Origin of the sequence: Pseudomonas sp. 2835, assembly GCF_050435905.1 — a bacterium.
GTDB lineage: Bacteria > Pseudomonadota > Gammaproteobacteria > Pseudomonadales > Pseudomonadaceae > Aquipseudomonas.
Genome location: NZ_JBNDLE010000027.1, coordinates 42,999 through 67,141, shown reverse-complemented (window position 1 = coordinate 67,141; position 24,143 = coordinate 42,999). Strand labels below are relative to the sequence as shown.

Genomic DNA, 24,143 nt, shown 5'->3' with positions numbered 1-24,143 from the left:
GGGGGTGGGCAAAATATAAAATTTTTTTTTTTACACCTAGGGTTTTGGGGGGGGGGGGTGGGCCCGTTTTTTGTTTTTTTTTAATAATTTGTTCTGGGGGGCCCCCCCCCCGCTCCCACAGGGGGCCGATAAAGGGCCCCGGAAGGATAAAGCCTGGCGCTTAGTTCCAGCCAGCCCGATCCATCAGGCGAATCGCTTCGGCCTGACGTTTGCCGGCCACTTCCACAGGAATGCTGTCGGCCTTGAAGGTCCCCCAGGCAGCCACTTCTTCCGATGGCGCCACGGCCGGGTTGGCCGGGAACTCCTGGTTCACGCCGGCGAAGATCTTCTGCGCCTCGGCACCGGTCATCCACTCGACCAGTTTCTTCGCCGCCTCAGGATGCGGCGCATGCTTGGTCAGGCCGATACCCGAGAGGTTGACGTGCACGCCGCGGTCCGCCTGGTTGGGCCAGAACAGCTTGACTGCCAGCTTGGGGTTTTCCTTGTGCAGGCGGCCGTAGTAGTAGGTGTTGACGATACCGACGTCGCACTGGCCGGCGTTGATCGCCTGGAGCAAGGCGGTGTCGTCGGAGAACACGTCGGTGGACAGGTTGTTGACCCAGCCCTTGATGATCTCTTCGGTCTTCTGCTCGCCATGGGTTTCGATCAGCGTGGCGGTCAGTGACTGGTTGTAGACCTTCTTCGCCGTACGCAGGCACAGGCGACCTTCCCAGTTTTTGTCGGCCAGGGCCTCGTAGGTGCTCAGCTCTTCGGGTTTGACCCGGTCGGTGGAGTAGGCGATGGTCCGCGCGCGCAGGCTCAGACCGGTCCATTGGTGGGACGAAGCGCGGTATTGGGCGGGGATGTTCTTGTCGATGACGTCAGATTTGATTGGCTGCAGGATGCCCATCTGCTCGGCCTGCCAGAGGTTGCCGGCATCGACGGTGAGCAGCAGGTCGGCAGTGGCGTTCTCGCCCTCGGCCTTGATCCGTTGCATCAGCGGCGCTTCCTTGTCGGTGATGAACTTGATCTTCACCCCGGTTTCTTTGGTGTAGGCATCGAATACCGGCTTGATCAGCTCGTCGATGCGCGAGGAATACACCACCACCTCGTCCGCCGCCTGGGCGGCCGTGCCGAACAGGGTCAGAGCCAGGGCGGCCAGTACGTGCTTGCGTGGCAACATGGTGCGGTCCTCGGAATGCTTGAGAGGCGCAAATGGTAGTTAATCCCATTTGGCTTCTCAACCGAACTCACAAGGGAGGAGTTACCAGATGTTGCTGGGCCCTCAGGCCCGCGCCAGTTCCGGCAGGTCACCGCTCAAGCCCAGGGCCTGGCGCACGAACAGGGCTTTGGCTTGCGGCAATTGCTCGATCCATTTCAGGCCGCTGTTGCGCAACCAGCGCAACGGCAACGGATCGGCCTGGAACAAGCGCTCGAAACCTTCCATCGCCGCCATCAAGGCCAGGTTGTGCGGCATGCGCCGACGCTCGAAACGGCTGAGCACGCGGATATCGGCCAGGCGCTCGCCACGCTCGTAGGCATGCAGCAGCTCTTCGGCAAGTACTGCAGCGTCGAGAAAACCAAGGTTGACGCCCTGCCCGGCCAACGGGTGAATGGTGTGCGCCGCATCGCCGATCAGTGCCAGGCCTTCGGCCACGTAACGCTTGGCGTGACGTTGGCGCAATGGCACGCAAACCCGCGGGTCGGCCTGCAGCACGCCACCCAGGCGCCCCTCGAAGGCGCGCTCAAGCTCGGCGCAGAACGCCTCATCGCTCAAGGCCATCAAGTGTTCAGCCTGCTCGGGGGTGGTCGACCAGACAATCGAGCACCAGTTCTGCTGGCCATCGCGCAGCAACGGCAGGAACGCCAGCGGCCCCTCATCGGTAAAGCGCTGCCAGGCGGTCGTCTGATGCGGCTGGGCGCAACGCACGCTGGTAACGATGGCGTGGTGCAGGTAGTCCCATTCGCGGGTCTCACAGCCAGTCAAGCGCCGAACTGCCGAGTTGGCACCATCCGCAGCAATCACCAGCGGTGCGCGCAGGGTACGGCCGTCGGCCAGGGTCAGTAGCCAGTCGTCGCCGGAGCGGCGCATCTGCTCCAGGCGGGCATTGGCCAGCAGGCCGATTTCACTGTCGTGCAGACGCTCAAGCAGACCGTCCTGGACCACGCGGTTTTCAACGATATGGCCTAGCACCTCGGCATGCACGCTGGCCGCCGAGAAGTGAATCTGGCCGGTGCCACTGCCATCCCAGACACGCATGTCCGAATACGGGCTCAGGCGCCGCTCGCTGATCCCCTGCCAGGCGCCCAGGCGTTCGAGAATGCGCTGGCTGGCCGCCGACAAGGCGCTGACCCGCGGCTCGAACGCCGACTGTTCGTCAAAGGGTTTGATCGACAAGGGGCTGCCGTCGAGCAAGAGAATTTCCAGGCCGCTGTGCTGCAACGCCAGGGCCAGGGCGCTGCCGACCATACCGGCACCGACAATCAACAGATCTGCGCGCATTTCCATGCCTTAAGCCTGTCTCGCTTGCGGCTTGAGCCGCACGTAAAGGGTTTTGTCGACCCGCGCCACCAGCTCACCGGCGGCGTCGCGGATATCGACCTGAAGTCGTGGCAGGTACTTTTTGCCGCCGGCGGTGTGCTGGCGGATGTCCTCGAGCAGGGCATCGTCGATGCGCAGGTCGGCGAACACCGGGCCCTTGCCCGGCGACACGAAATCGATGCTGGCGGCCTTGTCCCAGACGATGTACTCACGCCCGAGCAGCTCCATCAGCATCAGCATGTAGAACGGGTCGACCATCGAATACAGGCTGCCGCCGAACTGGGTGCCGACATAGTTGCGGTTGAACCAGCGCAAGCCCATGCGCACGCGAATATGGCGCAGATCCGGGCTGACGCTGAGCACGCGAATGCCCGCGCCAAGGTACGGCGGGTAAATGTTCAGCAGCCAGCGCAACCTGCGCGCGCGCCGGGCCAGTTTGCGCGGGTCGCTCATGCTCAGCTCCGTGGGTCCGGGCGAGTCCCCAGGCCCATGGCCTGGCGGGCGAACCAGCGCTTGGCCGGGGGCAGCAGGTCGAGGCCGAGCAGGCCCAGGTTGCGGCCGGTAGCCACCAACGGTTGGGCGCTGCCGAACAAACGGGTGACGCGGTCGGAGAAGCCCACGGTCAGGTCCTGGTCCAGGCGCTGGCGCTCGCGGTAAGCCTGCAGGGTGGCAAAGTCACCCGGCAATCCGGGGCTGGCCAGCAAGCCGTCGGCCAGCGACTGCACATCGCGCAGCGACAGATTGAAGCCCTGGCCGGCAATCGGGTGCAGACTGTGCGCTGCGTTGCCGAGGACCACCAGGTGCGGGCGGACCTGCTCCTGGGCCTCGACCAGCGACAACGGATACAGGTGCCGGGCGCCGACCTGGCGCAGGGCACCGAGGCGGTAGCCAAACACATCCTGCAGCTCGCTGAGAAAGCTGCGCTCGTCCAGCTCGGCCAGGCGCTTGGCGTCCATCCCGGCGCGCGTCCAGACCAGCGCGCAGCGGTTTTCCGGCAATGGCAGCAAGGCCATCGGCCCTTCATCGGTGAAGCGCTCGAAGGCCTGGCCGCAATGGGCTTCGCTCGGGGTGATATTGGCGATCAGGGCGCTCTGGTTGTACGGTCGCTGACTGACATGAATACCCAGTTGCTCGCGCAGGCCGGAGCGGCCGCCATCAGCCAGCACCGCGAGGTCACATTCAAGCGTGGTGTCGTCGTTGAGCGACAGCCGATAGCCGTCTTCCAGCACCTGCATGGCGGTGACTTCCGCCGGGCAGCGCCAGCTCACCACCTCGGCGTCCAGCCCCTTCCACAGGCACTGGCCGAGCCAGGCGTTTTCGACCACGTAGCCAAGCGCCGGCACGCCCTCTTCCAGAGCGTCCAGGCGGGTGGCGCCAAAGCGGCCACGGTCGGAGACCTGGATCTGGCGGATCGGCTCGGCGCGGCGGCTGATCTGTTGCCACAGACCGAGGCGTTCGTAAATTTGCCGGGTGCCGAAGGACAACGCCGAAGAGCGGGCGTCGTAGCTGGGCTGGAAACTGTCACCCGGGGCAAACGGTTCGATCAGCAGGATCTTCCAGCCACGCGCCTTGGCGCCGGCCTGCAGGGCCAGGGCCAGGCTGGCACCGACCAGGCCGCCGCCAATGATTGCAAGGTTGACCCGGCTCATGCTGCGGCACTGCGCGCGGCAGCCATCAAGGCTTCGATTTCGGCAACCGTCTTGGGCACGCCGGAGGTCAGGATTTCACAGCCCTGCTTGGTTACCACTACGTCATCCTCGATTCGCACACCGATGCCGCGCCATTTTTTCGCGACACTCTGGTTATCGGCACCGATATAGATGCCAGGTTCCACGGTCAGGGCCATTCCCGGTTCGAGCACCCGCCACTGGCCGCCGACCTTGTAATCGCCGACATCGTGCACATCCATGCCCAGCCAATGCCCGGCGCGGTGCATGTAGAAGGCCCGGTAGGCTTCGCTTTCAATCAGTTCCTGCACCTGGCCCTTGAGCAGGCCCAGTTCCACCAGGCCCTCGGTAATAACCTGCACCGTGGCCTCATGGGCGTGATTCCAGTGCTTGCCCGGGGCGATGACCGCAAAGGCCGCCTCCTGGGCCTTGAGCACCAGCTCGTAGATGGCCTTCTGCTCCGGCGAAAAACGCCCGCTGACCGGGAAGGTGCGGGTGATGTCGCTGGCGTAGCAGTCGATCTCGCAACCGGCGTCGATCAACACCAGGTCACCGTCCTTGAGCGGCGCGTCGTTCTCCTGGTAATGCAGGATGCAACTGTTGCGCCCGGCGGCGACGATCGAACCGTAGGCCGGCATCTTCGCCCCGCCCTTGCGAAACTCGTAGTCCAGCTCGGCTTCCAGGCTGTATTCGCGCAAACCGGCGCGACAGGCCTGCATCGCGCGCACATGGGCACGGGCAGAAATAGCGGCGGCCTCACGCATCACCTTCACTTCCGCCGCCGATTTATACAGGCGCATGTCGTGCAGCAGATGATCCAGGGCAACGAATTCGTTCGGCGGCTGGGCGCCGAGGCGCGCCTTGGAGCGAATCACGTTGATCCACTCCATCAGGTGGCGGTCGAACTCGGCGTTGCTGCCCATGGCCGAATACACCCGGTCACGGCCTTCGATCAGGCCGGGGAGGATGTCGTCGATATCGGTGATAGGGAAGGCATCATCGGCGCCGAAGTCGCGAATCGCCCCTTCCTGGCCGGCGCGCAGGCCGTCCCAAAGCTCGCGCTCGGGATTGCGCTCACGGCAGAACAGCACGTACTCGCCGTGCTCGCGGCCGGGGATCAGGGCGATCACTGCCTCGGGCTCGGGGAAGCCGCTGAGGTACTGGAAATCGCTGTCCTGGCGGTACACGTGCTCGACGTCGCGGTTGCGGATGGCAACTGCGGCGGCGGGCAGAATAGCGATGCTGTTGGGTTCCATCTGCGCCATCAGCGCCTTGCGTCGACGGGCGTATTCCGACTTGGGGATGTGGCTCATGGGCAGTGGCAGTCCGTGGTTGATCAGTGCAGCGAAGGTTTGGCCGCAGGCTCGACCGGCTGCTTGAGCTCGGTGTAGAGCAGCAGCGGCGCGACGCGCAGGTATTCCATGACTTCCATATAGTCGTTTTCGCCGTCTTCGGATTCTTCCAGGGCGTCCTGGACCTGAGAGATTGCGACCAGGTCCTGCAGCACTTCCTTGGCCTCGGTACTCAAATCCTTGCCACCGGCGTTCAGGCCGAAACCGGCAATGAAGCCTTGGCACCATTGACCCAGGGCAGCAGCGCGCTCGGTCAGCGGTTCATCATCACCGGGCAACAGCAGCACGACGGTGATATCGTCGCTGGTCAGTTCACCCTTGACCATTTCCTGCAGGCCGATCAAAGCGTTACGAACGTTGTCTGCCGGCTCGCTTTCCAGCAGGCCGGCGGCGTCTGCCAACCATGCCTCGGCATCGAAGCCTGCACCGGCGCAGCTGCGCCCGAGCAACAATCCGTGCAGTTCGGCAGGGGAAACAGGATGCCCGTTGCTGCTGAGCAAGGTGGCGAAGGCGGTGTACGGCGAATTGATATTGGGCATGGGCAACTAGGCGCCAGACGGCGCAATGACTAGAATGAAGACCTTGTATCCTAGCACCGGCAGGCGCGCCAAGACCATCGACGCGGCCAACTCCGGGCCGGCCAGGGCATAAACCGGGCAACCACCCGCACGACCGAATCGAGTGGCAACCAATGCAAGAGAACGATCTGCAAGCGCTGATGGGCCGATTCGAACTGCTGATTGAGCGGGTCGAGCAACTAAAACGGCAAAACGCACTCTTATTAGCTCAGGAAAAATCCTGGCGCGAAGAGCGCGCCCACCTCATCGAAAAAAATGAAATCGCCCGGCGTAAGGTCGAATCGATGATTTTGCGACTCAAGGCCCTGGAGCAAGACTCATGAGCTCAAGCAATAGCGTCACTGTTCAGATCCTCGACAAAGAGTATTCGATCATCTGTCCGCCGGAAGAACGCAGCAACCTGGTCAGCGCTGCGCGCTACCTGGACGGCAAGATGCGCGAAATCCGCAGCAGCGGCAAAGTCATCGGTGCCGACCGCATCGCCGTGATGGCTGCGCTGAACATTACCCACGACCTGCTGCACAACCAGGAACGCCCGGAAGCGACGGGCTCTGGCGTCAACCGGGAACAGGTGCGCGACCTGCTCGAACGGGTCGATAGCGCACTGGCCGACGATCAAGATTCAAAAAAGGGTTGAGTGCCGGTATACTTGCGCCACTCCCTGGAGTGCTTGCCAGTCGGTCATGTCCCTGAGCCGATACGCACAACCACGGGGGTTGCACGTGGGGCCGGTGTGCATGTCCGCTTGACGGAAAGCCTTAACGCCTCCTGCAATCTCCACCTTGAACTTTCGGGTTCAAGGGCTACACCGACAGCGGTTCGTCGGGGAGCCTGAATTCTTTGCCCGCCCTTCTGCGCGGGCAATCGAGCTGTCACCCAGCGGGTGGCAGCCCACTCTGGGACCGCCCGTGCCATGACCGACACCGCGCCGCTTACCCGCCCCCAGCTTCGCCGCCTGCTTCGCGATGCCCGCCGCGCCCTGACGCCGGCCGAACAACGCCAGGCAGCCCGTGGCCTGTACCGGCAACTGGCGCAGCATCCGCTATTCCGCCGAGCCCGGCATATCGCCCTGTACCTGCCCAATGATTGCGAGATCGACCCGCGCCTGCTGATGCGTGAAGCCCAGCGCCGCGGCAAGCGCACCTACCTGCCAGTGTTGCACGCCTGGCCGAAAACCAAGATGGGGTTCCAGCGCATCGAAGCCGGCGAGAAGCTGCGACCCAACCGCTTTCGCATCCCCGAACCACACATCAGCCTGGCCCGGCAACGGCCGATCTGGGCGCTGGACCTGATCCTGCTACCGCTGGTAGGTTTTGATGAAGTGGGTGGCCGGCTGGGCATGGGCGGCGGATTCTATGATCGCAGCCTGGCCTATCAGGCACGGCGCAAGGCCTGGAAAAAGCCCTTGCTACTGGGCCTGGCGCATGAGTGCCAGAAGGTCGAACGACTGGCGCAAGCCAGTTGGGATGTGCCGCTGCAGGGTACGGTCTCGGACCGTGGCTGGTACCTGGCACCCGTGTGAGGGCGCCAGGAGGCAATCAACGCTGTTGCGGATTGACCGGCATTTCGTAGGGGGCGTCGAGTTTGCGTTCCCAAAGGCTTTGCGCATAACCGGTAGTGACAACACCCAAACCGAACAGAAACACCAGAATCCAGAGCAAATCCGGTTTGCGATTCATCGATTGCCCCCCTCAGGCAAACTGATCACGTTGTCAGCAACGTTTTTGTTGTTGCAGCAGCGTCAAGCTTAAAATGCGCGCATTCTCCGACAACCTGAGGCGACACGCAAACGTTGACGCCAACCGACCGTCGGTTTCCTGAAACAGGTTATTTCAAACATTGTCTGGAGCACCACCCATGGCCTACTGGCTGATGAAATCCGAGCCCGACGAACTCTCGATCAAGGACCTCGCGCGGCTGGGCGAAGCCCGCTGGGATGGCGTGCGCAACTACCAGGCGCGCAATTTCTTGCGTGCCATGGCGGTCGGTGACCAGTTCTTCTTCTACCACTCCAGTTGCCCGGAGCCAGGTATTGCCGGTATCGCCCGCATCAGCGCCGCGGCCTATCCCGACCCCACCGCGCTCGACCCGCAAAGCCACTACTTCGACGCCAAGGCCACCGACGAAAAGAACCCATGGAGCGCCGTCGATGTCGCCCATGTCGAAACCTTCGGCAAGGTCCTGCAACTGGGCTACCTCAAGCAGCAAACCGCCCTTGCCGAACTGGCGCTGGTACAAAAAGGCAGCCGCCTTTCAGTGATGCCGGTAACCGCTGAACAGTGGGCTGCGGTACTCGCACTGCGCTAAACAAGGTAGGATTACCGCTCATTTGACGAACATCAACGCACCAGGATCGGTGCGGCGTCACAATTTGACGTTAATGCAGCAAGGATTGCCCAACCATGTCGATGAGCAAACACACCCCGAAACTCTTCGCCGGCGCCTTGATCGCCCTGCTCCTGGCCGCGGGTGGCCTGGGCTACTGGAAGTCCCTGCATGACCGCCTGCCCGAAGGCCTGAGCATGGGCAACGGCAGGCTCGAAGCCACCGAAGTGCAAATCGCCAGCAAGATCCCCGGACGCCTGGCCGAGGTGCTGGTGGACGAAGGCGATACGGTCAAGCAGGGCCAGTTGCTCGCCCGCATCGACACCCGTACCCTCGAAGCCCAACGCAGCCAGGCCGAAGCCGAAGTGTTGCGCGCCCGGGAAAACTACTCCGCCGCCCAGGCCACGGTGCAATTGCGCCAGAGCGAACAACTGCTGGCCAGCCAGGAGCTCAAGCGCGTCCGCGAGATCTTCCAGCGCAAATATGCCAGCCAGCAGCTGCTCGACCAGCAGCAGGCCCGTTACGACACCAGCAACTCCGCTGTGGTTGCCGCCCGCGCGCAACTGGCGGCAATCAAGGCCGCCATCGGCGCCGCCGAAGCCCAGGTCGCACAACTGACCAGCGAGATCGATGACAGCAGCCTGCGTGCGCCGATCAACGGCGTGATCCAGCTGCGCCTGGCCGAGCCAGGTGAAGTGCTCGGCGCCGGCGGCCGTGTGCTGATGCTGATCGACCCCAGCGACCAGTACATGAACCTTTACCTGCCCGCCTCCACTACCGGCCGCCTGACCGTCGGCGACCAGGCGCGCATCGTTCTCGACGCCCTGCCCGACCAGGCCTTGCCGGCGAAGATCGCCTTCGTCGCGGCCAAGGCGCAGTTCACCCCCAAGCAGGTGGAAACCCGTGACGAGCGCCAGAAGCTGGTGTTCCGGGTCAAGCTGCGCCTGACCGAACCGAGCGCCGTGCCCCAGGCCAAACCCGGCATGCCGGGCGCAGGCTATGTGCGCACCGCTGATGTGGACTGGCCGGCCAACCTGCAATGAGCGCGCTGGCGCTGCACGCCGAGGGCGTCAACCACCGCTACGGTGGCCTGAGCGCCCTGCAGGACATCGCCTTCAGCCTGCCGGCCGGCACCCGCTGCGGCCTGATCGGCCCGGACGGCGCCGGCAAGTCGAGCCTGCTGGGGCTGATCGCCGGGGTGAAGAAGCTACAAAGCGGCGAACTGCAGGTGCTTGGCGGCTCGATCCGCCAGCGCCGCCATCGCAACAGCCTCTACCCGCGCATCGCCTTCATGCCCCAGGGGCTGGGCGGCAACCTTTACCCTGAGCTGTCGATCAGCGAGAACATCCGCTTCTTCGCCACCCTGTTCGGCCTTGGCGCCAAGGAATGCGAACAGCGTATGCACAACCTGCTGCTGGCCACCGACCTGCTGCGCTTTGCCGAGCGCCCGGCGGGCAAATTGTCAGGCGGCATGAAGCAGAAGCTCGGGCTGTGCTGCGCGCTGATCCACGAACCGGACCTGCTGATCCTCGACGAGCCCACCACCGGCGTCGACCCGCTGTCGCGCCGGCGCTTCTGGGAGCTGGTCGAGCAGGTGCGTCAGGAGCGCCCGCAACTGACCCTGCTGGTCGCCACGGCCTACATGGAAGAGGCCGAACAGTTCGAACACTGTCTGATGCTCGATCGTGGCCGGCTGATTGCTGCGGGTTTGAGCGAAGAACTGGCCGCAGCCACCGCCAGCCACAAGCTCGATGACGCCTTCACCCACTTTCAGGGCGACAGCCAGCGCAGCCAGCAGCCCCTGGTGATCCCACCGCGCGATAGCGGCAATGCCGAGATCGCCATTGAAGCCCATGAGTTGACCCTGCGCTTCGGCGACTTCACCGCCGTGAACAAGGTCAGCTTCGCCATCGGCCGTGGTGAGATTTTCGGTTTCCTCGGCTCCAACGGCTGCGGCAAGACCACCACCATGAAGGTGCTCACCGGGCTGATGCCGGCCAGCGAAGGCAGCGCCACCCTGCTCGGCCGCCCGGTGAACGCCAAGGACCTGGCCACGCGCAAGCGCGTCGGCTTCATGTCCCAGAGCTTCTCGCTGTATGGCGAGCTGAGCGTACGACATAACCTTGAACTGCATGCGCGACTGTTCGACCTGCCCAAGGCCGAGAGCGGCCCGCGCATCGCCGAGTTGATCGAGCGTTTCGATCTGGGCGCCATCGCCGACCAGCAGTCCGGCGCCCTGCCCCTGGGCTTGCGCCAGCGCCTGTCGCTGGCAGTGGCGGTATTGCACCGCCCGGAAGTGCTGATCCTCGACGAGCCCACCTCAGGCGTGGACCCGGCAGCGCGCGATGATTTCTGGCGCCTGCTGATCGAGCTGTCTCGGGACCAGGGCGTGACGATCTTCCTCTCTACCCACTTCATGAACGAGGCCCTGCGCTGCGACCGGATTTCCCTGATGCATGCCGGCAAGGTTCTGGCCTGCGATACCCCGGCGGCGCTGCAACTGCAGTTTGGCGGCGAGACACTGGAAGATGCCTTCGTCACCTGCCTAGAGAAAGCCCAGGGCGCCAGCGAAGCGCCAACTGCCAGCACCCAGCTGGAAACGCCGGCCAGCACAGCAGCGCTGCACCTGCGCCGAGGCTTCAGCCTCAAGCGCCTGTTCGCCGTCGCCACCCGCGAAGGCAAGGAACTGCTGCGCGACAAGGTGCGCCTGGCGTTTGCCCTGCTTGGTGCGCTGTTCATGATGGTGATCTTCGGCTACGGGATTTCCCTGGACGTGGAAAACCTCGCTTTCGCCGTTTATGACCAGGACCAGAGCCCGCAAAGCCGCGCGTACCTTGAAGCCTTCCGCGGCTCACGCTATTTCGCCGAACAGACGCCCATCGGCGATGCCGCACAACTGCACAAACGCCTGCAACGCTCAGAGATCAAACTGGCGCTGGAGATTCCACCCGGCTTTGGCCGCGACCTGTACGCCGGGCGCCAACCCGTAGTGGCGGCCTGGCTCGATGGCGGCATGCCGTTTCGCGCCGAAACCAGCCGCAACTACGTCGAAGCCGTGCACCAGGCCAACCTCGAGCAACTGGCGGCGCTGGGCAGCAAGGCCCAGCCCGGGCAAGCCCCGGTGCGCCTGGAAACCCGTTTTCGCTACAACCAGGACGTGGTCAGCGTTAACGCCATCGGTCCCGGGGTCATGGCGCTGATCCTGGCGTTCATCCCGGCGATGCTCACTGCGCTGGGCATCGTGCGCGAAAAAGAACTGGGCTCGATCACCAACTTCTATGCAACGCCCCTGACCCGCCTGGAGTTCCTGCTTGGCAAGCAGGCGCCGTACCTGGCGGTAAGCCTGGTCAACCTGGCGCTGCTGGTGGCAATGAACCGCTGGCTGTTCGGCGTGCCGTTCAAGGGCAGCGCCCTGGCCCTGGCCTGCGGCGGCGTGCTCTACCTGCTGGCGACCACCAGCCTGGGTCTGCTGATCTCGGCGTTCACCCGCACCCAGATCGCCGCGATCCTCGGCACCATGATCATCACCAGCCTGCCGACCATCCAGTTCTCCGGGCTGATCGTACCGCGCTCCTCGCTCGATGGCGCGGCGGCCTTGATGGGCCAGCTGTTCCCGGCCGGTTACTTTCTCGATATCGCCGTCGGCACCTTTACCAAGGCCTTGGACCTGCGCGAGCTCTGGCCTCAGTGCCTGGCGCTGCTGGGCTTCTTTGTCGCTTTCACCGGCCTGAGTCTGGCCATGCTGAAGAAGCAGGAGGTCTGATGCATCGTCTGGCACATACCCTGCGCCTGGGTCTCAAGGAGCTGACCAGCCTGCGCCACGACAGCGTGCTGCTGTTGTTCCTGCTGTATGCCTTCAGTGTGGCGATCTACATGCCGGCAGCAGGCTCGGTGATCGGCGTGCACAACGCCAGCGTGGCGGTGATCGACGAAGACCACAGCCTGGTGTCGCGCAAGCTTGCCGAAGCCCTGCAACCACCGGAATTCCAGCACGCCGTGCCGCTGCCCTACGACCAGCTCGACCAGGCCCTGGACAGTGGCCGCTACACCTTTGTGATCAACGTACCGGTGAACTTCCAGACCGACCTGCTGGCCGGACGCTCGCCGGAGTTGCAAGTCAACGTCGACGCCACGGCCATGAGCCAGGCGTTCATGGGCGCCGGTTACATCGGCAGGATTGTAGAGCGCGAGCTGCTCGACTACGCAAACCAGGGCTCGGCCACGGCCGGCAGCCCGGCGCTGCTCAGTGCCCGCGCGCTGTTCAACCCAAACCTTGAGGGCGGCTGGTTTCTGGCAGTGATCCAGATCGTCAACAACATCACCATCCTGGCCATCATCCTTACCGGTACGGCGCTGCTGCGCGAGCGTGAACACGGCACCCTCGACCACCTACTGGTGCTGCCGCTGACGGCGCTGGAAATCATGCTGGCGAAGATCGCCAGCAACGCCCTGGTGGTGGTGCTGTGCACCTGGGTGTCGCTGGAAGTGATCGTCAAGGGCGCGCTTGGGGTACCGCTGGCGGGATCGCTGGGGCTGTTTCTGGCGGTGACGGCGCTGTACCTGTTCGCCAGCACCGCCTTGGGAATCTTCCTCGCCACCCTGGCGCGCTCGACCCCGCAGTTCGGCCTGCTGGCGATTCCGGTGATCATCCCGATGCTGTTGCTGTCAGGCGGCAGCACGCCGCTGGACAGTATGCCGCAATGGCTGCAGTGGGTCATGCAGGGTTCGCCCTCGACCCACTTCGTCAGCCTCAGCGCGGCGATCCTGTTCCGTGACGCCGGGCTGGCAGTGGTCTGGCCAGACATCGCGGCGCTCGCCGCCATTGGCCTGGCCTTCTTCACCATTGCCCTGGCGCGCTTTCGTCGCAGCCTGACCTCGTGATTACTGGACGATCAGGTTGTTGAACAGCAGGTCGTCGACGGTCGGCTTGCCTTCTTCGGATTCAAGTACCTGCTGGACCTGCTTCAGGGCTTCCTGACGCAGTTTTTCCTTGGCCTCGACGTTGCTCATGGCCTCCAGGTTCTGCTGGGTGAACAGCGCCACCAGCTGGTTGCGGATCAGCGGCTCATGATGTTTTACCGCAGCGGCTGCGGCGTCGCTGTTGACCCGCAGGGCCACATCGGCCTTGTACACGCGCAGCTTCGGCCCGCCATCAAGGGCGTAGTTGCCCACGAAAGGTGGGCTCAGGGAAATGTAGGAGACCTTCGGTTCTCCTTCCTTGGCTTCCTCGGCCATGGCCGCCATCGGCAGCATCAGCGCCAGTACCATCAAGATCCACGCTTTCACGAATTCGCTCCTCATACAGTTGGCGCCAGCATACCCAGCGCACCGGTCAAACCCAAGCCCGGGCTTATGCCGGCCTATCAGGGCGGGCCATGCTCGTTGACCCGGCACCTCGCCCACCTACACTTATCGGCCACTACGCGCAAAGGAATAGTCCCGATGAAAGCAGTGTTGTGCAAAGCCCTTGGCCCGGCGCAAAACCTGGTCCTGGAAGAAGTCGCCAGCCCCGTGCCGAAAAAGAACGAGATCCTGCTCGACGTGCAGGCCGCCGGGGTCAACTTTCCCGACACCCTGATCATCGAAGGCAAGTATCAATTCCAGCCGCCGCTGCCGTTCTCCCCCGGTGGCGAAGCCGCTGGTGTGGTCAGCGCCGTGGGTGAAAAAGCCGGCAACCTGAAGGTCGGCGACCGGGTCATGGCCCTGACCGGCTGGGGCAGCTTCGCCGAACAGGTGGCGGTGCCGGCCTACAACGTATTGCCGATCCCGCCACAGATGGACTTCACCACCGCCGCAGCCTTCGGCATGACCTACGGCACCTCGATGCATGCGCTTAGCCAGCGCGGCCAGCTCAAGGCCGGGGAAACCCTGCTGGTGCTGGGAGCCTCGGGCGGGGTTGGCCTGGCGGCGGTGGAAATCGGCAAGGCCATGGGCGCGCGGGTGATTGCCGCCGCCAGCAGCGCCGAGAAACTTGCCGTAGCCAAGGCCGCAGGCGCCGACGAGCTGATCAACTACAGCGAAACCAGCCTCAAGGACGACATCAAGCGCCTGACCGGCGGCAACGGCGCCGATGTGATCTACGACCCGGTTGGCGGCGATCTGTTTGACCAGGCGGTGCGCGGTATTGCCTGGAATGGCCGGCTATTGGTGGTCGGTTTTGCCAGCGGGCGCATCCCCGAGCTGCCGGTTAACCTGGCGCTACTCAAGGGTGCAGCGGTGCTTGGAGTGTTCTGGGGCGCTTTTGCCCAGCGTCAGCCGGCCGACAACGCGGCGAACTTCCAGCAGCTGTTTAGCTGGTTCGCCGAGGGCAAGCTCAAGCCGCTGGTATCACAGACCTTCCCGCTGGCTGAAGCAGGTGCAGCCATCGAGATGCTCGGCCAGCGCAAGGCGGTGGGCAAGCTGGTGGTGACCATGGCCCGCTCCTACCTGGAATGACAGCGCCGAAAGCGCGCCTCCAGGTTGCGATCGGGCATGGCATGGCTGCGCAGGGCATTGAGGGTCTGCTCGACATAATCACGGGTGCTGCCGTAACGGCCCTTGGCATTGGCGAAGATCTGGCTGAGCAGGGTGTCTGGCAGGTTGCCGGCGTAGCACGGCAAATGCCGCTCCAGCACAAAACCCAGGGCCTGGACCTTGCTGCCGTCCTCAAGCCGGCAATTGAGCCAGTGCGGACGGTACGCAGGGTAAGGCATCTCGCGCTGCCACAAGGCCAGCAACGAGTCTTCCAGGCTGTCGTCCGGCAAGCGGTAGGCAAAACCGCTGCATGAACCACCACGATCAAGGCCGAATACCAGCCCGGGACATTCCGGCGTGCCGCGGTGTTCGTGGGACCACAGATACAGCCCGCGATGATAACCATGTACCCGCGCACGTCGCCGTTCGGCGGCGTTGCACTCAGGACGCCAGATCAATGAGCCGTAAGCAAACAGCCACACCGAGCCACCCTGATGCCGGGACATAGTGTGTTGAACTGAATGTAAAAGTTGCTCGCGAGTTAATTGTTCGCCGAAATCAAGCAGCGGCGGATAGGCCACATTCAAAGATACCGTTTCGATCGCCGACATAGCTGCCGCCACACTTCCCCATGAATTACCAACGCATTGCACTATAAAGCAACGCACTGTGCACAGAGTTACCGTACGGCAGATAAGCGCCGGAATACAAGCCCCAGGCGCCCCGAGACAGCGATAAAGGCCTTGCCGGCGCGATAACGGGTGCACTGTTTCAAGTGTAGCGAAAGTTATTTTCGTTGCCGGCAATAATTATTGGCTTATCACCGCTGGCGGCGCCGCCAGTTATTTAAACCGGCACGCTGTTGCAGCGTGCCTTATTCCATCAATCAATTGCGCGGGGCATAAGCGAATACATCGGCGCGCATTTGATGTGCATCCATGCCGGCGTCGACCAGTGCGTCGAGGGTGGCATAGATCATGTTCGGCGAGCCGCTGGCGTAGACATGCACGCCGGCCAGGTCACTGATGTCTTCGCATACCGCCTCGTGCAACAGGCCGCAGCGCCCTTCCCAGCCGCACAGGTCGCTGACCACCTTGTGCAGGAACAGGTTGGGCAGGCGCTGCCATTCGTCCCAGTGCTCGATCTGGTAGAAGTCGTCCGGCTGGCGCACGCCCCAGTACAGGTGCACCGGGTGCTTGAAGCCGCTGGCCCGGCAATGCTCGATCAGGCTGTGCATCTGCGCCATGCCGGTGCCGGCCGCGATAAGTACCAGCGGGCCATCAGGCAGTTCGGCCAGGTGGGTATCACCAAAGGGCATCTGCAGCCGCGCCATGCCGTTGCGCTGCAACTGGGCGATCAACTCGAGGGCGCTGTTCTCGCGGGCCAGTACATGCAGCTCAAGGTCGCGGCCACTGTGCGGCGCCGAAGCCAGCGAGAAGGCAGCCTTGTCGCCGCTGTCACGCTCGATCATCAGGTACTGGCCCGCGTGGTAGCGCGGTGGCTTGCCGGCAGGCGCACGCAAGCGCACGCGCCAGACGTCACCGCCGACTTCGACACACTCGCTGAGCTGACAGGCCAGGGTCCGTACCGGCAGCTCGCCCAGGGCTAGCACGCCATCCCACAACAAGACGCAGTCCTCCAGTGGCTCGGCGATGCAGGTGAACAGCTCGCCATGATCACGCTCGACGCCATCCTGACGCACTCGGCCCTCGATCAGCAGCGCGGCGCAGACATGGCAGTTACCATTGCGACAACTTTGCGGGCAGTCGTAGCCCAGGCGTCGCGCCGCATCCAGAATCCTTTCTCCGGGCTTGAGTGCCAACACGGCCCCGGACGGCTGCAAGGTTACCTGCATTTAGTCTATTCCCAACTGATGCCACAGCTCATCGATCCGCCGGGTGACGGCTTCGTCCTTGACGATGACCCGTCCCCACTCGCGGGTGGTTTCACCCGGCCATTTGTGCGTTGCATCCAGGCCCATCTTCGACCCCAACCCGGACACCGGCGAAGCGAAGTCCAGGTAGTCGATCGGGGTGTTTTCGATCATTACCGTGTCGCGCTTGGGGTCCATGCGCGTGGTAATTGCCCAGATCACGTCGTTCCAGTCCCGTGCGTTGATATCGTCGTCCGTGACGATAACGAACTTGGTGTACATGAACTGTCGCAAAAACGACCAGACACCCAGCATCACGCGCTTGGCGTGCCCAGGGTATTGCTTCTTCATGGTCACCACCGCCATGCGGTACGAGCAGCCTTCCGGCGGCAGGTAGAAGTCGGTGATTTCCGGGAACTGCTTTTGCAGGATCGGTACGAACACTTCGTTCAGCGCCACGCCGAGGATCGCCGGCTCATCCGGCGGACGGCCGGTGTAGGTGCTGTGATAGATCGGCTTGGTGCGGTGGGTGATGCGCTCGACGGTGAACACCGGGAAGCTGTCGACTTCGTTGTAGTAGCCGGTGTGGTCACCGTACGGGCCTTCCGGGGCCATTTCACCCGGATGGATCACGCCTTCGAGGATGATTTCGGCGGTGGCCGGCACCTGCAGGTCGTTGCCACGGCACTTGACCAGCTCGGTGCGGTTGCCGCGCAACAGGCCGGCGAAGGCGTACTCGGAGAGCGTATCGGGCACCGGCGTCACGGCGCCGAGGATAGTCGCCGGGTCAGCGCCCAGGGCCACGGCCACCGGGAAGGGCTGGCCAGGATGCTTCTCGCACCACTCGCGATAGTCCAGGGCGCCGCCGCGATGGCTGAGCCAGCGCATGATGACCTTGTTGCGGCCAATCACCTGCTGACGGTAGATACCCAGGTTCTGGCGGTCCTTGTTCGGCCCGCGAGTCACGGTCAGGCCCCAGGTGATCAGCGGCGCAACGTCGCCCGGCCAGCAGTGCTGCACCGGCAGCAGGCCGAGGTCGACATCATCTCCTTCAATGACCACTTCGTGGCATGGCGCGTCCTTGACCACCTTCGGCGCCATGGACACGACTTTCTTGAAGATCGGCAGCTTCGACCAGGCGTCCTTGAGACCTTTCGGCGGCTCAGGCTCCTTGAGGAAGGCCAGCAGCTTGCCGATTTCGCGCAGTTCGCTGACCGACTCGGCGCCCATGCCCATGGCCACCCGCTCCGGGGTACCGAACAGGTTGCCCAGCACCGGGATGTCGAAGCCGGTAGGTTTTTCGAACAGCAGGGCCGGGCCTTTGGCGCGCAGGGTGCGGTCGCAGACTTCGGTCATTTCCAGGACTGGAGAGATCGGCACCTGGATGCGCTTGAGTTCGCCGCGCTGTTCCAGGCCACGGATAAAGTCGCGCAAATCGCGATACTGCATGCAAAAGCCTCGTATTGGCTGCCGTAGCGGTCGGGCTGCAGAGTGTAGCGCCGAACTCGGCTGCTCAGAATAGCCAAAGTACAGATAGCAAAAAGCCGGGTCGCCCCGGCTCTTGCCCAGCGCAACAGTTTACTTGCGCTTCATCGACAAGAAGAACTCGTCGTTGGTCTTGGTCTGCTTGAGTTTGTCGATCAGGAACTCGATGGCAGCGACTTCATCCATCGGGTGCAGCAGCTTGCGCAGGATCCACATGCGCTGCAGCTCGTCGTCGGCGGTCAGCAGCTCTTCGCGACGGGTACCCGAACGGTTGATGTTGATGGCCGGGAAGACGCGCTTCTCGGCGATCTTGCGGTCCAGGGGCAGCTCCATGTTGCCGGTACCCTTGAACTCTTCGTAGATCACTTCGTCCATCTTCGAGCCGGTTTCAACCAGCGCGGTGGCGATGATGGTCAGCGAGCCGCCCTCTTCGATGTTACGCGCGGCGCCGAAGAAACGCTTCGGCTTCTCCAGGGCGTGGGCATCGACACCACCGGTGAGGACCTTGCCGGAGCTCGGGATCACGGTGTTGTAGGCACGGGCCAGACGGGTGATGGAGTCGAGCAGGATGACCACGTCTTTCTTGTGTTCAACCAGGCGCTTGGCCTTCTCGATAACCATTTCGGCAACCTGCACGTGGCGGGTTGGCGGCTCGTCGAAGGTCGAGGCAACCACTTCGCCGCGCACGGTGCGCTGCATTTCGGTTACTTCTTCCGGGCGCTCGTCGATCAGCAGGACGATCAGGTGGCACTCGGGGTTGTTACGGGTGATGTTGGCCGCGATGTTCTGCAGCATGATGGTCTTGCCCGCTTTTGGCGGAGCGACGATCAGGCCGCGCTGGCCTTTGCCGATCGGGGCGCAGAGGTCGATTACCCGGCCGGTGAGGTCTTCGGTGGAACCGTTGCCAGCTTCCATCTTCAGGCGCTCGTTAGGGAACAGCGGCGTCAGGTTTTCGAACAGAATCTTGTTCTTCGCGTTTTCCGGCCGGTCGAAGTTGATGGTGTCGACTTTCAGCAGGGCGAAGTAACGCTCGCCTTCTTTTGGCGGGCGGATCTTGCCGACGATGGTGTCGCCGGTACGCAAGTTGAAGCGACGGATCTGGCTTGGCGACACGTAGATGTCGTCCGGGCCGGCCAGGTACGAGGCATCGGCCGAGCGCAGGAAGCCGAAGCCGTCCTGGAGAATCTCCAGCACGCCGTCACCGGAGATTTCCTCGCCGCTTTTCGCATGCTTTTTCAACAGGGAGAAAATCACATCTTGCTTGCGCGAACGGGCCATATTTTCTATGCCCATCTGTTCGGCCATTTCGAGCAGATCGGTAATCGGCTTTTGCTTGAGTTCAGTCAGGTTCATAAGGGGAGTGACGTAATCATGTAAGAAGGGGGAATTAAGCTTCTGGCTTAATGAAGCCGCGCCGCAAAGAAGGCGACAGGATCGCGTACTGATTCGAATTAGGGATGCGTCGGCGACGGCGTGCAGAGGGCACCGAAGAAACAGTGCGAGGCCGAATGTAACACCTGCTTTTTCTGGCGTCTAGTCACCAGATAAAGAAAAGCCCCGACGAATGCGGGGCTAATTTCACTCAGATATTGGCGTCCAGGAAGGCTGCCAGCTGAGATTTCGACAGCGCGCCGACCTTGGTGGCCTCGACGTTGCCGTTCTTGAACAGCATCAGCGTCGGGATGCCACGCACGCCGTGCTTGGCCGGGGTTTCCTGGTTGTCGTCGATGTTCAGCTTGGCGACGGTCAGTTTGCCCGCGTAGGTAGCGGCGATGTCGTCCAGAACCGGAGCGATCATTTTGCAAGGGCCGCACCATTCAGCCCAGTAGTCGACCAGCACCGGGCCTTCAGCCTTCAGGACTTCGGCTTCGAAGGTGGCGTCAGTGACGTGTTTGATAAGATCGCTGCTCATGGAAGTCTCCAAGGTCGTAAGCAAAAAAACGTGGCCCATCATAGCTGCACCGGCTGCCTACAGGAAGCCAGGAACGATTGAGTGTAACTATAGTTGTGCATGACCGCGCATATCGCTGCTGTCACGGGAAAGTCATAATTCCCGCACAACCTGCCCCATATCAAGCCTTGATACGCTGCGCGTTGGCGCCAGCGCCGGATCGTGGCAGGATTGCCGGGTTATCGACCGAGAACCCATGACCATGCCGCAAAACACAGCCAAGAATCTGTCCTTGATCGCTGCCATAGACCTGGGCTCCAACAGTTTCCACATGGTGGTCGCCAAGGCCCACCATAGCGAGATCCGCATCCTTGAGCGGCTCGGCGAAAAAGTTCAGCTGGCCGCTGGCATCAACGAAGAACGCCAGCTCAGCGAAGAGTCCATGCAACGCGGCCTGGACTGCCTCAAGCGTTTTGCCCAACTGATCAACGGCATGCCCGATGGCGCCGTGCGCATCGTCGGCACCAACGCCCTGCGCGAAGCACGCAACCGCGGCGAATTCATCCGTCGCGCCGAAGCCATCCTCGGCCACCCGGTGGAAGTCATCTCCGGTCGTGAAGAAGCGCGCTTGATCTACCTCGGCGTGTCCCACACCCTGGCCGACACCCCGGGCAAGCGCCTGGTCGCCGATATCGGCGGCGGCAGTACCGAATTCATCATTGGCCAGCGTTTCGAACCGCTGCTGCGCGAAAGCCTGCAGATGGGCTGCGTCAGCTATACCCAGCGTTATTTCCGCGACGGCAAGATCACCCCGGCGCGTTATGCCCAGGCCTACACCGCTGCGCGCCTGGAACTGATGAGCATCGAGAACGCCCTGCACCGCCTGACCTGGGACGAAGCCATCGGCTCCTCGGGGACCATCCGCGCCATCGGCCTGGCGCTCAAATCCGGCGGCATGGGCAGCGGCGAGGTCAATGCCGAAGGCCTGGCTTGGCTCAAGCGCAAGCTGTTCAAGCTGGGAGAAACCGACAAGATCGATTTCGACGGGGTCAAACCCGACCGCCGGGCGATTTTTCCGGCGGGCCTGGCGATTCTCGAAGCGATTTTCGACGCCCTCGAACTGCAGCGCATGGACCACTGCGACGGCGCCCTGCGCGAAGGCGTGCTGTACGACCTGCTCGGTCGCCACCATCACGAAGACGTGCGCGAACGCACCCTGACCTCGCTGATGGAGCGTTATCACGTAGACCAGGGCCAGGCAGCGCGGGTCGAGCGCAAGGCGCTGCACGCCTTCGACCAGGTGGCCAAGGCCTGGGACCTGGAGGACGGCATCTGGCGCGAATTGCTCGGCTGGGCGGCCAAGGTGCATGAAGTCGGCCTGGACATCGCCCACTACCACTACCACAAGCACGGCGCCTACCTGATCGAACACTCCGACCTGGCCGGCTTTTCCCGTGAAGACCAGCTGATGCTGGCACTGTTGGTGCGCGGCCACCGCCGCAACATTCCCAAGGACAAGTTCGCCGAATTCGGCGACGACGCGGTCAAGCTGATCCGCCTGTGCGTGCTGCTGCGCTTCGCGATCCTGTTCCACCACATCCGCGGCACCCAGCAGATGCCCAAGGTCACCCTGCACGCCAAGGGCGATAGCCTGGACGTCGAGTTCCCGGCCGGCTGGCTGGAAGAGAACCAGCTGACCCAGGCCGACTTCGGCCTGGAGGCAGAATGGCTGGCCCGGGTCGGCTTCGTCCTCAGCGTACGATAAGTACCGGGTTGCTCAGGCGCTCGAGCAGAGTGGCCTGGGCACTGCGCGGGTTCTGGTTGCCGGTTGGCGTGCTGCGTACGTAGCGGCCATCCGGCTGCAGGATCCAGGCATGGGTGTTGTCGGTCAGATACCCTTCCAGCTCCTTTTTCACCCGCAAAATCAGTTTCTTGCCCTCGACCGGGAAGCAGGTCTCGACGCGCTTGTCGAGGTTGCGCTCCATCCAGTCGGCGCTGGAGAGGAACATCTGCTCTTCGCCGCCATTGAGGAAGTAGAACACCCGCGTGTGCTCAAGGAAGCGGCCGATGATCGAACGCACCTGAATGTTGTGCGACACCCCGGCAATGCCCGGGCGCAGGCAGCACATGCCGCGCACCACCAGGTCGATACGCACGCCTGACTGGCTGGCCTTGTACAGCGCGCGGATGATCTTCGGATCGGTCAGCGAGTTGAACTTGGCGATGATGTGCGCCGGTTTGCCGTCGAGGGCGAACTGGGTTTCGCGCGCGATCATGTCGAGCATGCCCTTTTTCAGGGTAAACGGCGCGTGCAGCAGCTTTTTCATGCGCAGGGTCTTGCCCATGCCGATCAGCTGGCTGAACAGCTTGCCGACGTCTTCGCACAGGGCGTCATCGGAGGTCAGCAGGCTGTAGTCGGTGTACAGGCGGGCGTTGCCGGCGTGGTAGTTGCCGGTACCCAGGTGCGCGTAGCGGACGATCTCGCCGGCCTCGCGGCGCAGGATCAGCATCATCTTGGCGTGGGTCTTGAAGCCGACCACACCGTAGATCACTACGGCACCGGCTGCCTGCAGGCGGCTGGCCATTTGCAGGTTGGACTCTTCGTCGAAACGCGCCCGCAATTCGATCACCGCAGTGACTTCCTTGCCGTTACGCGCGGCATCGACCAGCGCGTCGACGATCTCCGAGTTGGCACCGCTGCGGTACAGGGTCTGGCGCACAGCCAGAACATGCGGGTCTTTGGCGGCCTGGCGCAGCAGGTCGACCACCGGGGTGAACGACTCGAAGGGGTGCATCAGCAGGATGTCCTGCTTGCTGACCACGCTGAAAATGTTCTCGCTGTTCTGCAACAGCTTGGGGATTGCCGGGGTAAACGGCGTGTATTGCAGCTCCGGGTGGCTGTCCAGGCTGGTGATGCTGAACAGTCGGGTGAGGTTGACCGGACCGTTGACCTGGTACAGCTCGCTTTCGCTCAGGCTGAACTGCTTGAGCAGGTAGTCGGAGAGGTGTTTGGGACAGGTGTCGGCCACTTCCAGACGCACCGCGTCACCATAGCGGCGCGAGAACAGCTCGCCGCGCAGGGCCCGGGCCAGGTCTTCGACGTCTTCGGAGTCCAGCGCCAGGTCGGCGTTGCGGGTCAGGCGGAACTGGTAGCAGCCCTTGACCTTCATGCCCTGGAACAGGTCATCGGCATGAGCGTGGATCATCGACGACAGGAACACATAGTTGTCGCCAGGGCCGCCGACCTCTTCCGGCACCTTGATGACCCGCGGCAGCAGACGCGGCGCCGGGATGATCGCCAGGCCCGAGTCGCGGCCGAAGGCATCGATACCTTCGAGCTCGACGATGAAGTTCAGGCTCTTGTTCACCAGCAACGGGAACGGGTGGGTCGGATCAAGGCCGATCGGGGTGATGATCGGCGCGATCTCGTCACGGAAGAAGCGCCGCACCCAGGTTTTGAGCTTGGTGTTCCAGTGCCGGCGGCGAATGAAGCGGATCTGGTGTTTTTCCAGCTCCGGCAGCAGCACGTCGTTGAGGATCGCGTATTGGCGATCAACCTCGCTGTGTACCAGCTCGCTGATCCGCGCCAGTGCCTGGTGCGGCTGCAAGCCGTCGGCGCCGGCCTGTTCACGGGCGAAGGTGATCTGCTTCTTCAGGCCCGCCACACGAATTTCGAAGAACTCATCCAGGTTGCTGGAGAAGATCAGCAGGAACTTCAGCCGCTCCAGCAGCGGATAGGACTCATCCAGCGCCTGCTCCAGCACGCGGATGTTGAACTGCAGCTGGGACAATTCGCGATGAATGTACAGGCTGCTGTCGTCCAGACCGGGAATGACGATCGCAGGCGCGGCCACCGGCGCCGGCGCAGGGGCCTCGACCACGGGCTCGGCAACCGCAGGCGGCTCCGGCGGGGTCTCGAGCATCTGCTCGGGCACAGGCTGGGCGTCTTTCACTGCAACGTCGGTAAGTACTTCGTTATTCATCTAGCGTTCCTGAAG

The 24,143-nt window shown here is 63.1% G+C and carries 23 protein-coding genes and 1 other RNA gene; 10 read left to right on the top strand and 14 right to left on the bottom strand.

What is annotated here, in order from left to right:
• Positions 1–160: 160 nt before the first annotated feature.
• The 6 genes from ABIE20_RS25500 to ABIE20_RS25475 form a co-directional block, all read right to left on the bottom strand.
• On the bottom strand, positions 161–1,162 hold the full coding sequence (locus tag ABIE20_RS25500; protein WP_429508172.1) for an extracellular solute-binding protein: 1,002 nt from the start codon (positions 1,160–1,162) through the stop codon (positions 161–163).
• Between the two features lie 102 nt (positions 1,163–1,264).
• On the bottom strand, positions 1,265–2,482 hold the full coding sequence (locus tag ABIE20_RS25495) for a 2-octaprenyl-3-methyl-6-methoxy-1,4-benzoquinol hydroxylase (protein WP_429508178.1): 1,218 nt from the start codon (positions 2,480–2,482) through the stop codon (positions 1,265–1,267).
• Positions 2,483–2,491: 9 nt separating this feature from the next.
• A complete protein-coding gene (locus tag ABIE20_RS25490) occupies positions 2,492–2,974 on the bottom strand; it encodes a DUF4442 domain-containing protein (RefSeq protein ID WP_123566889.1) in 483 nt (160 codons plus the stop codon).
• A gap of 2 nt (positions 2,975–2,976) precedes the next feature.
• On the bottom strand, positions 2,977–4,170 hold the full coding sequence (ubiH, locus tag ABIE20_RS25485; protein WP_429508170.1) for a 2-octaprenyl-6-methoxyphenyl hydroxylase: 1,194 nt from the start codon (positions 4,168–4,170) through the stop codon (positions 2,977–2,979).
• On the bottom strand, positions 4,167–5,501 hold the full coding sequence (gene pepP / locus ABIE20_RS25480; RefSeq protein WP_429508169.1) for a Xaa-Pro aminopeptidase: 1,335 nt from the start codon (positions 5,499–5,501) through the stop codon (positions 4,167–4,169). Before pepP ends, ubiH begins: the two co-directional genes overlap by 4 nt.
• Before the next feature lie 23 nt (positions 5,502–5,524).
• Positions 5,525–6,079: a YecA family protein gene (locus ABIE20_RS25475; protein ID WP_429508167.1), complete on the bottom strand. Its 555-nt coding sequence runs from the start codon at positions 6,077–6,079 to the stop codon at positions 5,525–5,527.
• A gap of 152 nt (positions 6,080–6,231) precedes the next feature.
• Here ABIE20_RS25475 and ABIE20_RS25470 point away from each other — a divergent pair, with 152 nt between their 5' ends.
• From ABIE20_RS25470 to ABIE20_RS25455, 4 genes are all read left to right on the top strand, one after another.
• Positions 6,232–6,441 carry a TIGR02449 family protein gene (locus tag ABIE20_RS25470; RefSeq protein ID WP_010221172.1) on the top strand — a complete coding sequence of 70 codons (210 nt, stop codon included), beginning with the start codon at positions 6,232–6,234 and terminating at the stop codon, positions 6,439–6,441.
• Positions 6,438–6,755 (top strand): cell division protein ZapA, encoded by a 318-nt coding sequence (locus ABIE20_RS25465; RefSeq protein WP_429508165.1) that lies wholly within the window; start codon positions 6,438–6,440, stop codon positions 6,753–6,755. Before ABIE20_RS25470 ends, ABIE20_RS25465 begins: the two co-directional genes overlap by 4 nt.
• An 18-nt stretch (positions 6,756–6,773) precedes the next feature.
• A non-coding RNA gene (gene ssrS / locus ABIE20_RS25460) (6S RNA) lies at positions 6,774–6,951 on the top strand.
• Between the two features lie 80 nt (positions 6,952–7,031).
• A complete protein-coding gene (locus ABIE20_RS25455) occupies positions 7,032–7,640 on the top strand; it encodes a 5-formyltetrahydrofolate cyclo-ligase (RefSeq protein ID WP_429508164.1) in 609 nt (202 codons plus the stop codon).
• Positions 7,641–7,656: 16 nt separating this feature from the next.
• On the opposite strand, the gene ABIE20_RS25450 is transcribed toward ABIE20_RS25455, so the two are convergent.
• The gene (locus ABIE20_RS25450; RefSeq protein WP_165392175.1) at positions 7,657–7,797 is read right to left on the bottom strand and encodes a hypothetical protein; all 141 of its coding nucleotides are present in this window, start codon (positions 7,795–7,797) and stop codon (positions 7,657–7,659) included.
• A gap of 178 nt (positions 7,798–7,975) precedes the next feature.
• Here ABIE20_RS25450 and ABIE20_RS25445 point away from each other — a divergent pair, with 178 nt between their 5' ends.
• From ABIE20_RS25445 to ABIE20_RS25430, 4 genes are all read left to right on the top strand, one after another.
• Complete coding sequence (locus ABIE20_RS25445; RefSeq protein ID WP_429508162.1) at positions 7,976–8,425, top strand: EVE domain-containing protein; 450 nt, start codon at positions 7,976–7,978, stop codon at positions 8,423–8,425.
• Positions 8,426–8,520: 95 nt separating this feature from the next.
• A complete protein-coding gene (locus tag ABIE20_RS25440) occupies positions 8,521–9,486 on the top strand; it encodes an HlyD family secretion protein (RefSeq protein ID WP_429508160.1) in 966 nt (321 codons plus the stop codon).
• Positions 9,483–12,206 carry a ribosome-associated ATPase/putative transporter RbbA gene (gene rbbA, locus ABIE20_RS25435; RefSeq protein WP_429508159.1) on the top strand — a complete coding sequence of 908 codons (2,724 nt, stop codon included), beginning with the start codon at positions 9,483–9,485 and terminating at the stop codon, positions 12,204–12,206. Before ABIE20_RS25440 ends, rbbA begins: the two co-directional genes overlap by 4 nt.
• A complete protein-coding gene (locus ABIE20_RS25430; protein ID WP_429508157.1) occupies positions 12,206–13,324 on the top strand; it encodes an ABC transporter permease in 1,119 nt (372 codons plus the stop codon). Before rbbA ends, ABIE20_RS25430 begins: the two co-directional genes overlap by 1 nt.
• On the opposite strand, the gene ABIE20_RS25425 is transcribed toward ABIE20_RS25430, so the two are convergent.
• On the bottom strand, positions 13,325–13,729 hold the full coding sequence (locus ABIE20_RS25425) for a flagellar basal body-associated protein FliL (protein ID WP_045201057.1): 405 nt from the start codon (positions 13,727–13,729) through the stop codon (positions 13,325–13,327).
• A gap of 156 nt (positions 13,730–13,885) precedes the next feature.
• On the opposite strand from ABIE20_RS25425, the gene ABIE20_RS25420 reads away from it, so the two are divergent.
• Positions 13,886–14,878, top strand: coding sequence for an NADPH:quinone oxidoreductase family protein (locus ABIE20_RS25420; RefSeq protein WP_429508154.1), 993 nt, complete (start codon positions 13,886–13,888; stop codon positions 14,876–14,878).
• On the opposite strand, the gene ABIE20_RS25415 is transcribed toward ABIE20_RS25420, so the two are convergent.
• The 5 genes from ABIE20_RS25415 to trxA form a co-directional block, all read right to left on the bottom strand.
• Entirely contained in the window at positions 14,866–15,507 is a 642-nt protein-coding gene (locus tag ABIE20_RS25415; RefSeq protein WP_429508153.1) for a gamma-glutamylcyclotransferase, read from the bottom strand. The genes ABIE20_RS25420 and ABIE20_RS25415 overlap by 13 nt on opposite strands.
• Before the next feature lie 275 nt (positions 15,508–15,782).
• On the bottom strand, positions 15,783–16,751 hold the full coding sequence (locus ABIE20_RS25410) for a CDP-6-deoxy-delta-3,4-glucoseen reductase (RefSeq protein ID WP_429508151.1): 969 nt from the start codon (positions 16,749–16,751) through the stop codon (positions 15,783–15,785).
• Positions 16,752–18,218 (bottom strand): 4-hydroxy-3-polyprenylbenzoate decarboxylase, encoded by a 1,467-nt coding sequence (gene ubiD, locus ABIE20_RS25405; protein WP_429508150.1) that lies wholly within the window; start codon positions 18,216–18,218, stop codon positions 16,752–16,754.
• A gap of 129 nt (positions 18,219–18,347) precedes the next feature.
• Positions 18,348–19,607, bottom strand: coding sequence for a transcription termination factor Rho (rho, locus tag ABIE20_RS25400; protein WP_028942380.1), 1,260 nt, complete (start codon positions 19,605–19,607; stop codon positions 18,348–18,350).
• Positions 19,608–19,836: 229 nt separating this feature from the next.
• Positions 19,837–20,166, bottom strand: a complete 330-nt coding sequence (gene trxA / locus ABIE20_RS25395) for a thioredoxin TrxA (RefSeq protein ID WP_093378210.1) — start codon at positions 20,164–20,166, stop codon at positions 19,837–19,839.
• Positions 20,167–20,407: 241 nt separating this feature from the next.
• Here trxA and ppx point away from each other — a divergent pair, with 241 nt between their 5' ends.
• On the top strand, positions 20,408–21,910 hold the full coding sequence (ppx, locus tag ABIE20_RS25390) for an exopolyphosphatase (RefSeq protein ID WP_429508176.1): 1,503 nt from the start codon (positions 20,408–20,410) through the stop codon (positions 21,908–21,910).
• Here the strand turns inward: ppx and ppk1 are convergent.
• Positions 21,897–24,128, bottom strand: a complete 2,232-nt coding sequence (ppk1, locus tag ABIE20_RS25385; RefSeq protein ID WP_429508147.1) for a polyphosphate kinase 1 — start codon at positions 24,126–24,128, stop codon at positions 21,897–21,899. The genes ppx and ppk1 overlap by 14 nt on opposite strands.
• Between the last annotated feature and the right edge of the window lie 15 nt (positions 24,129–24,143).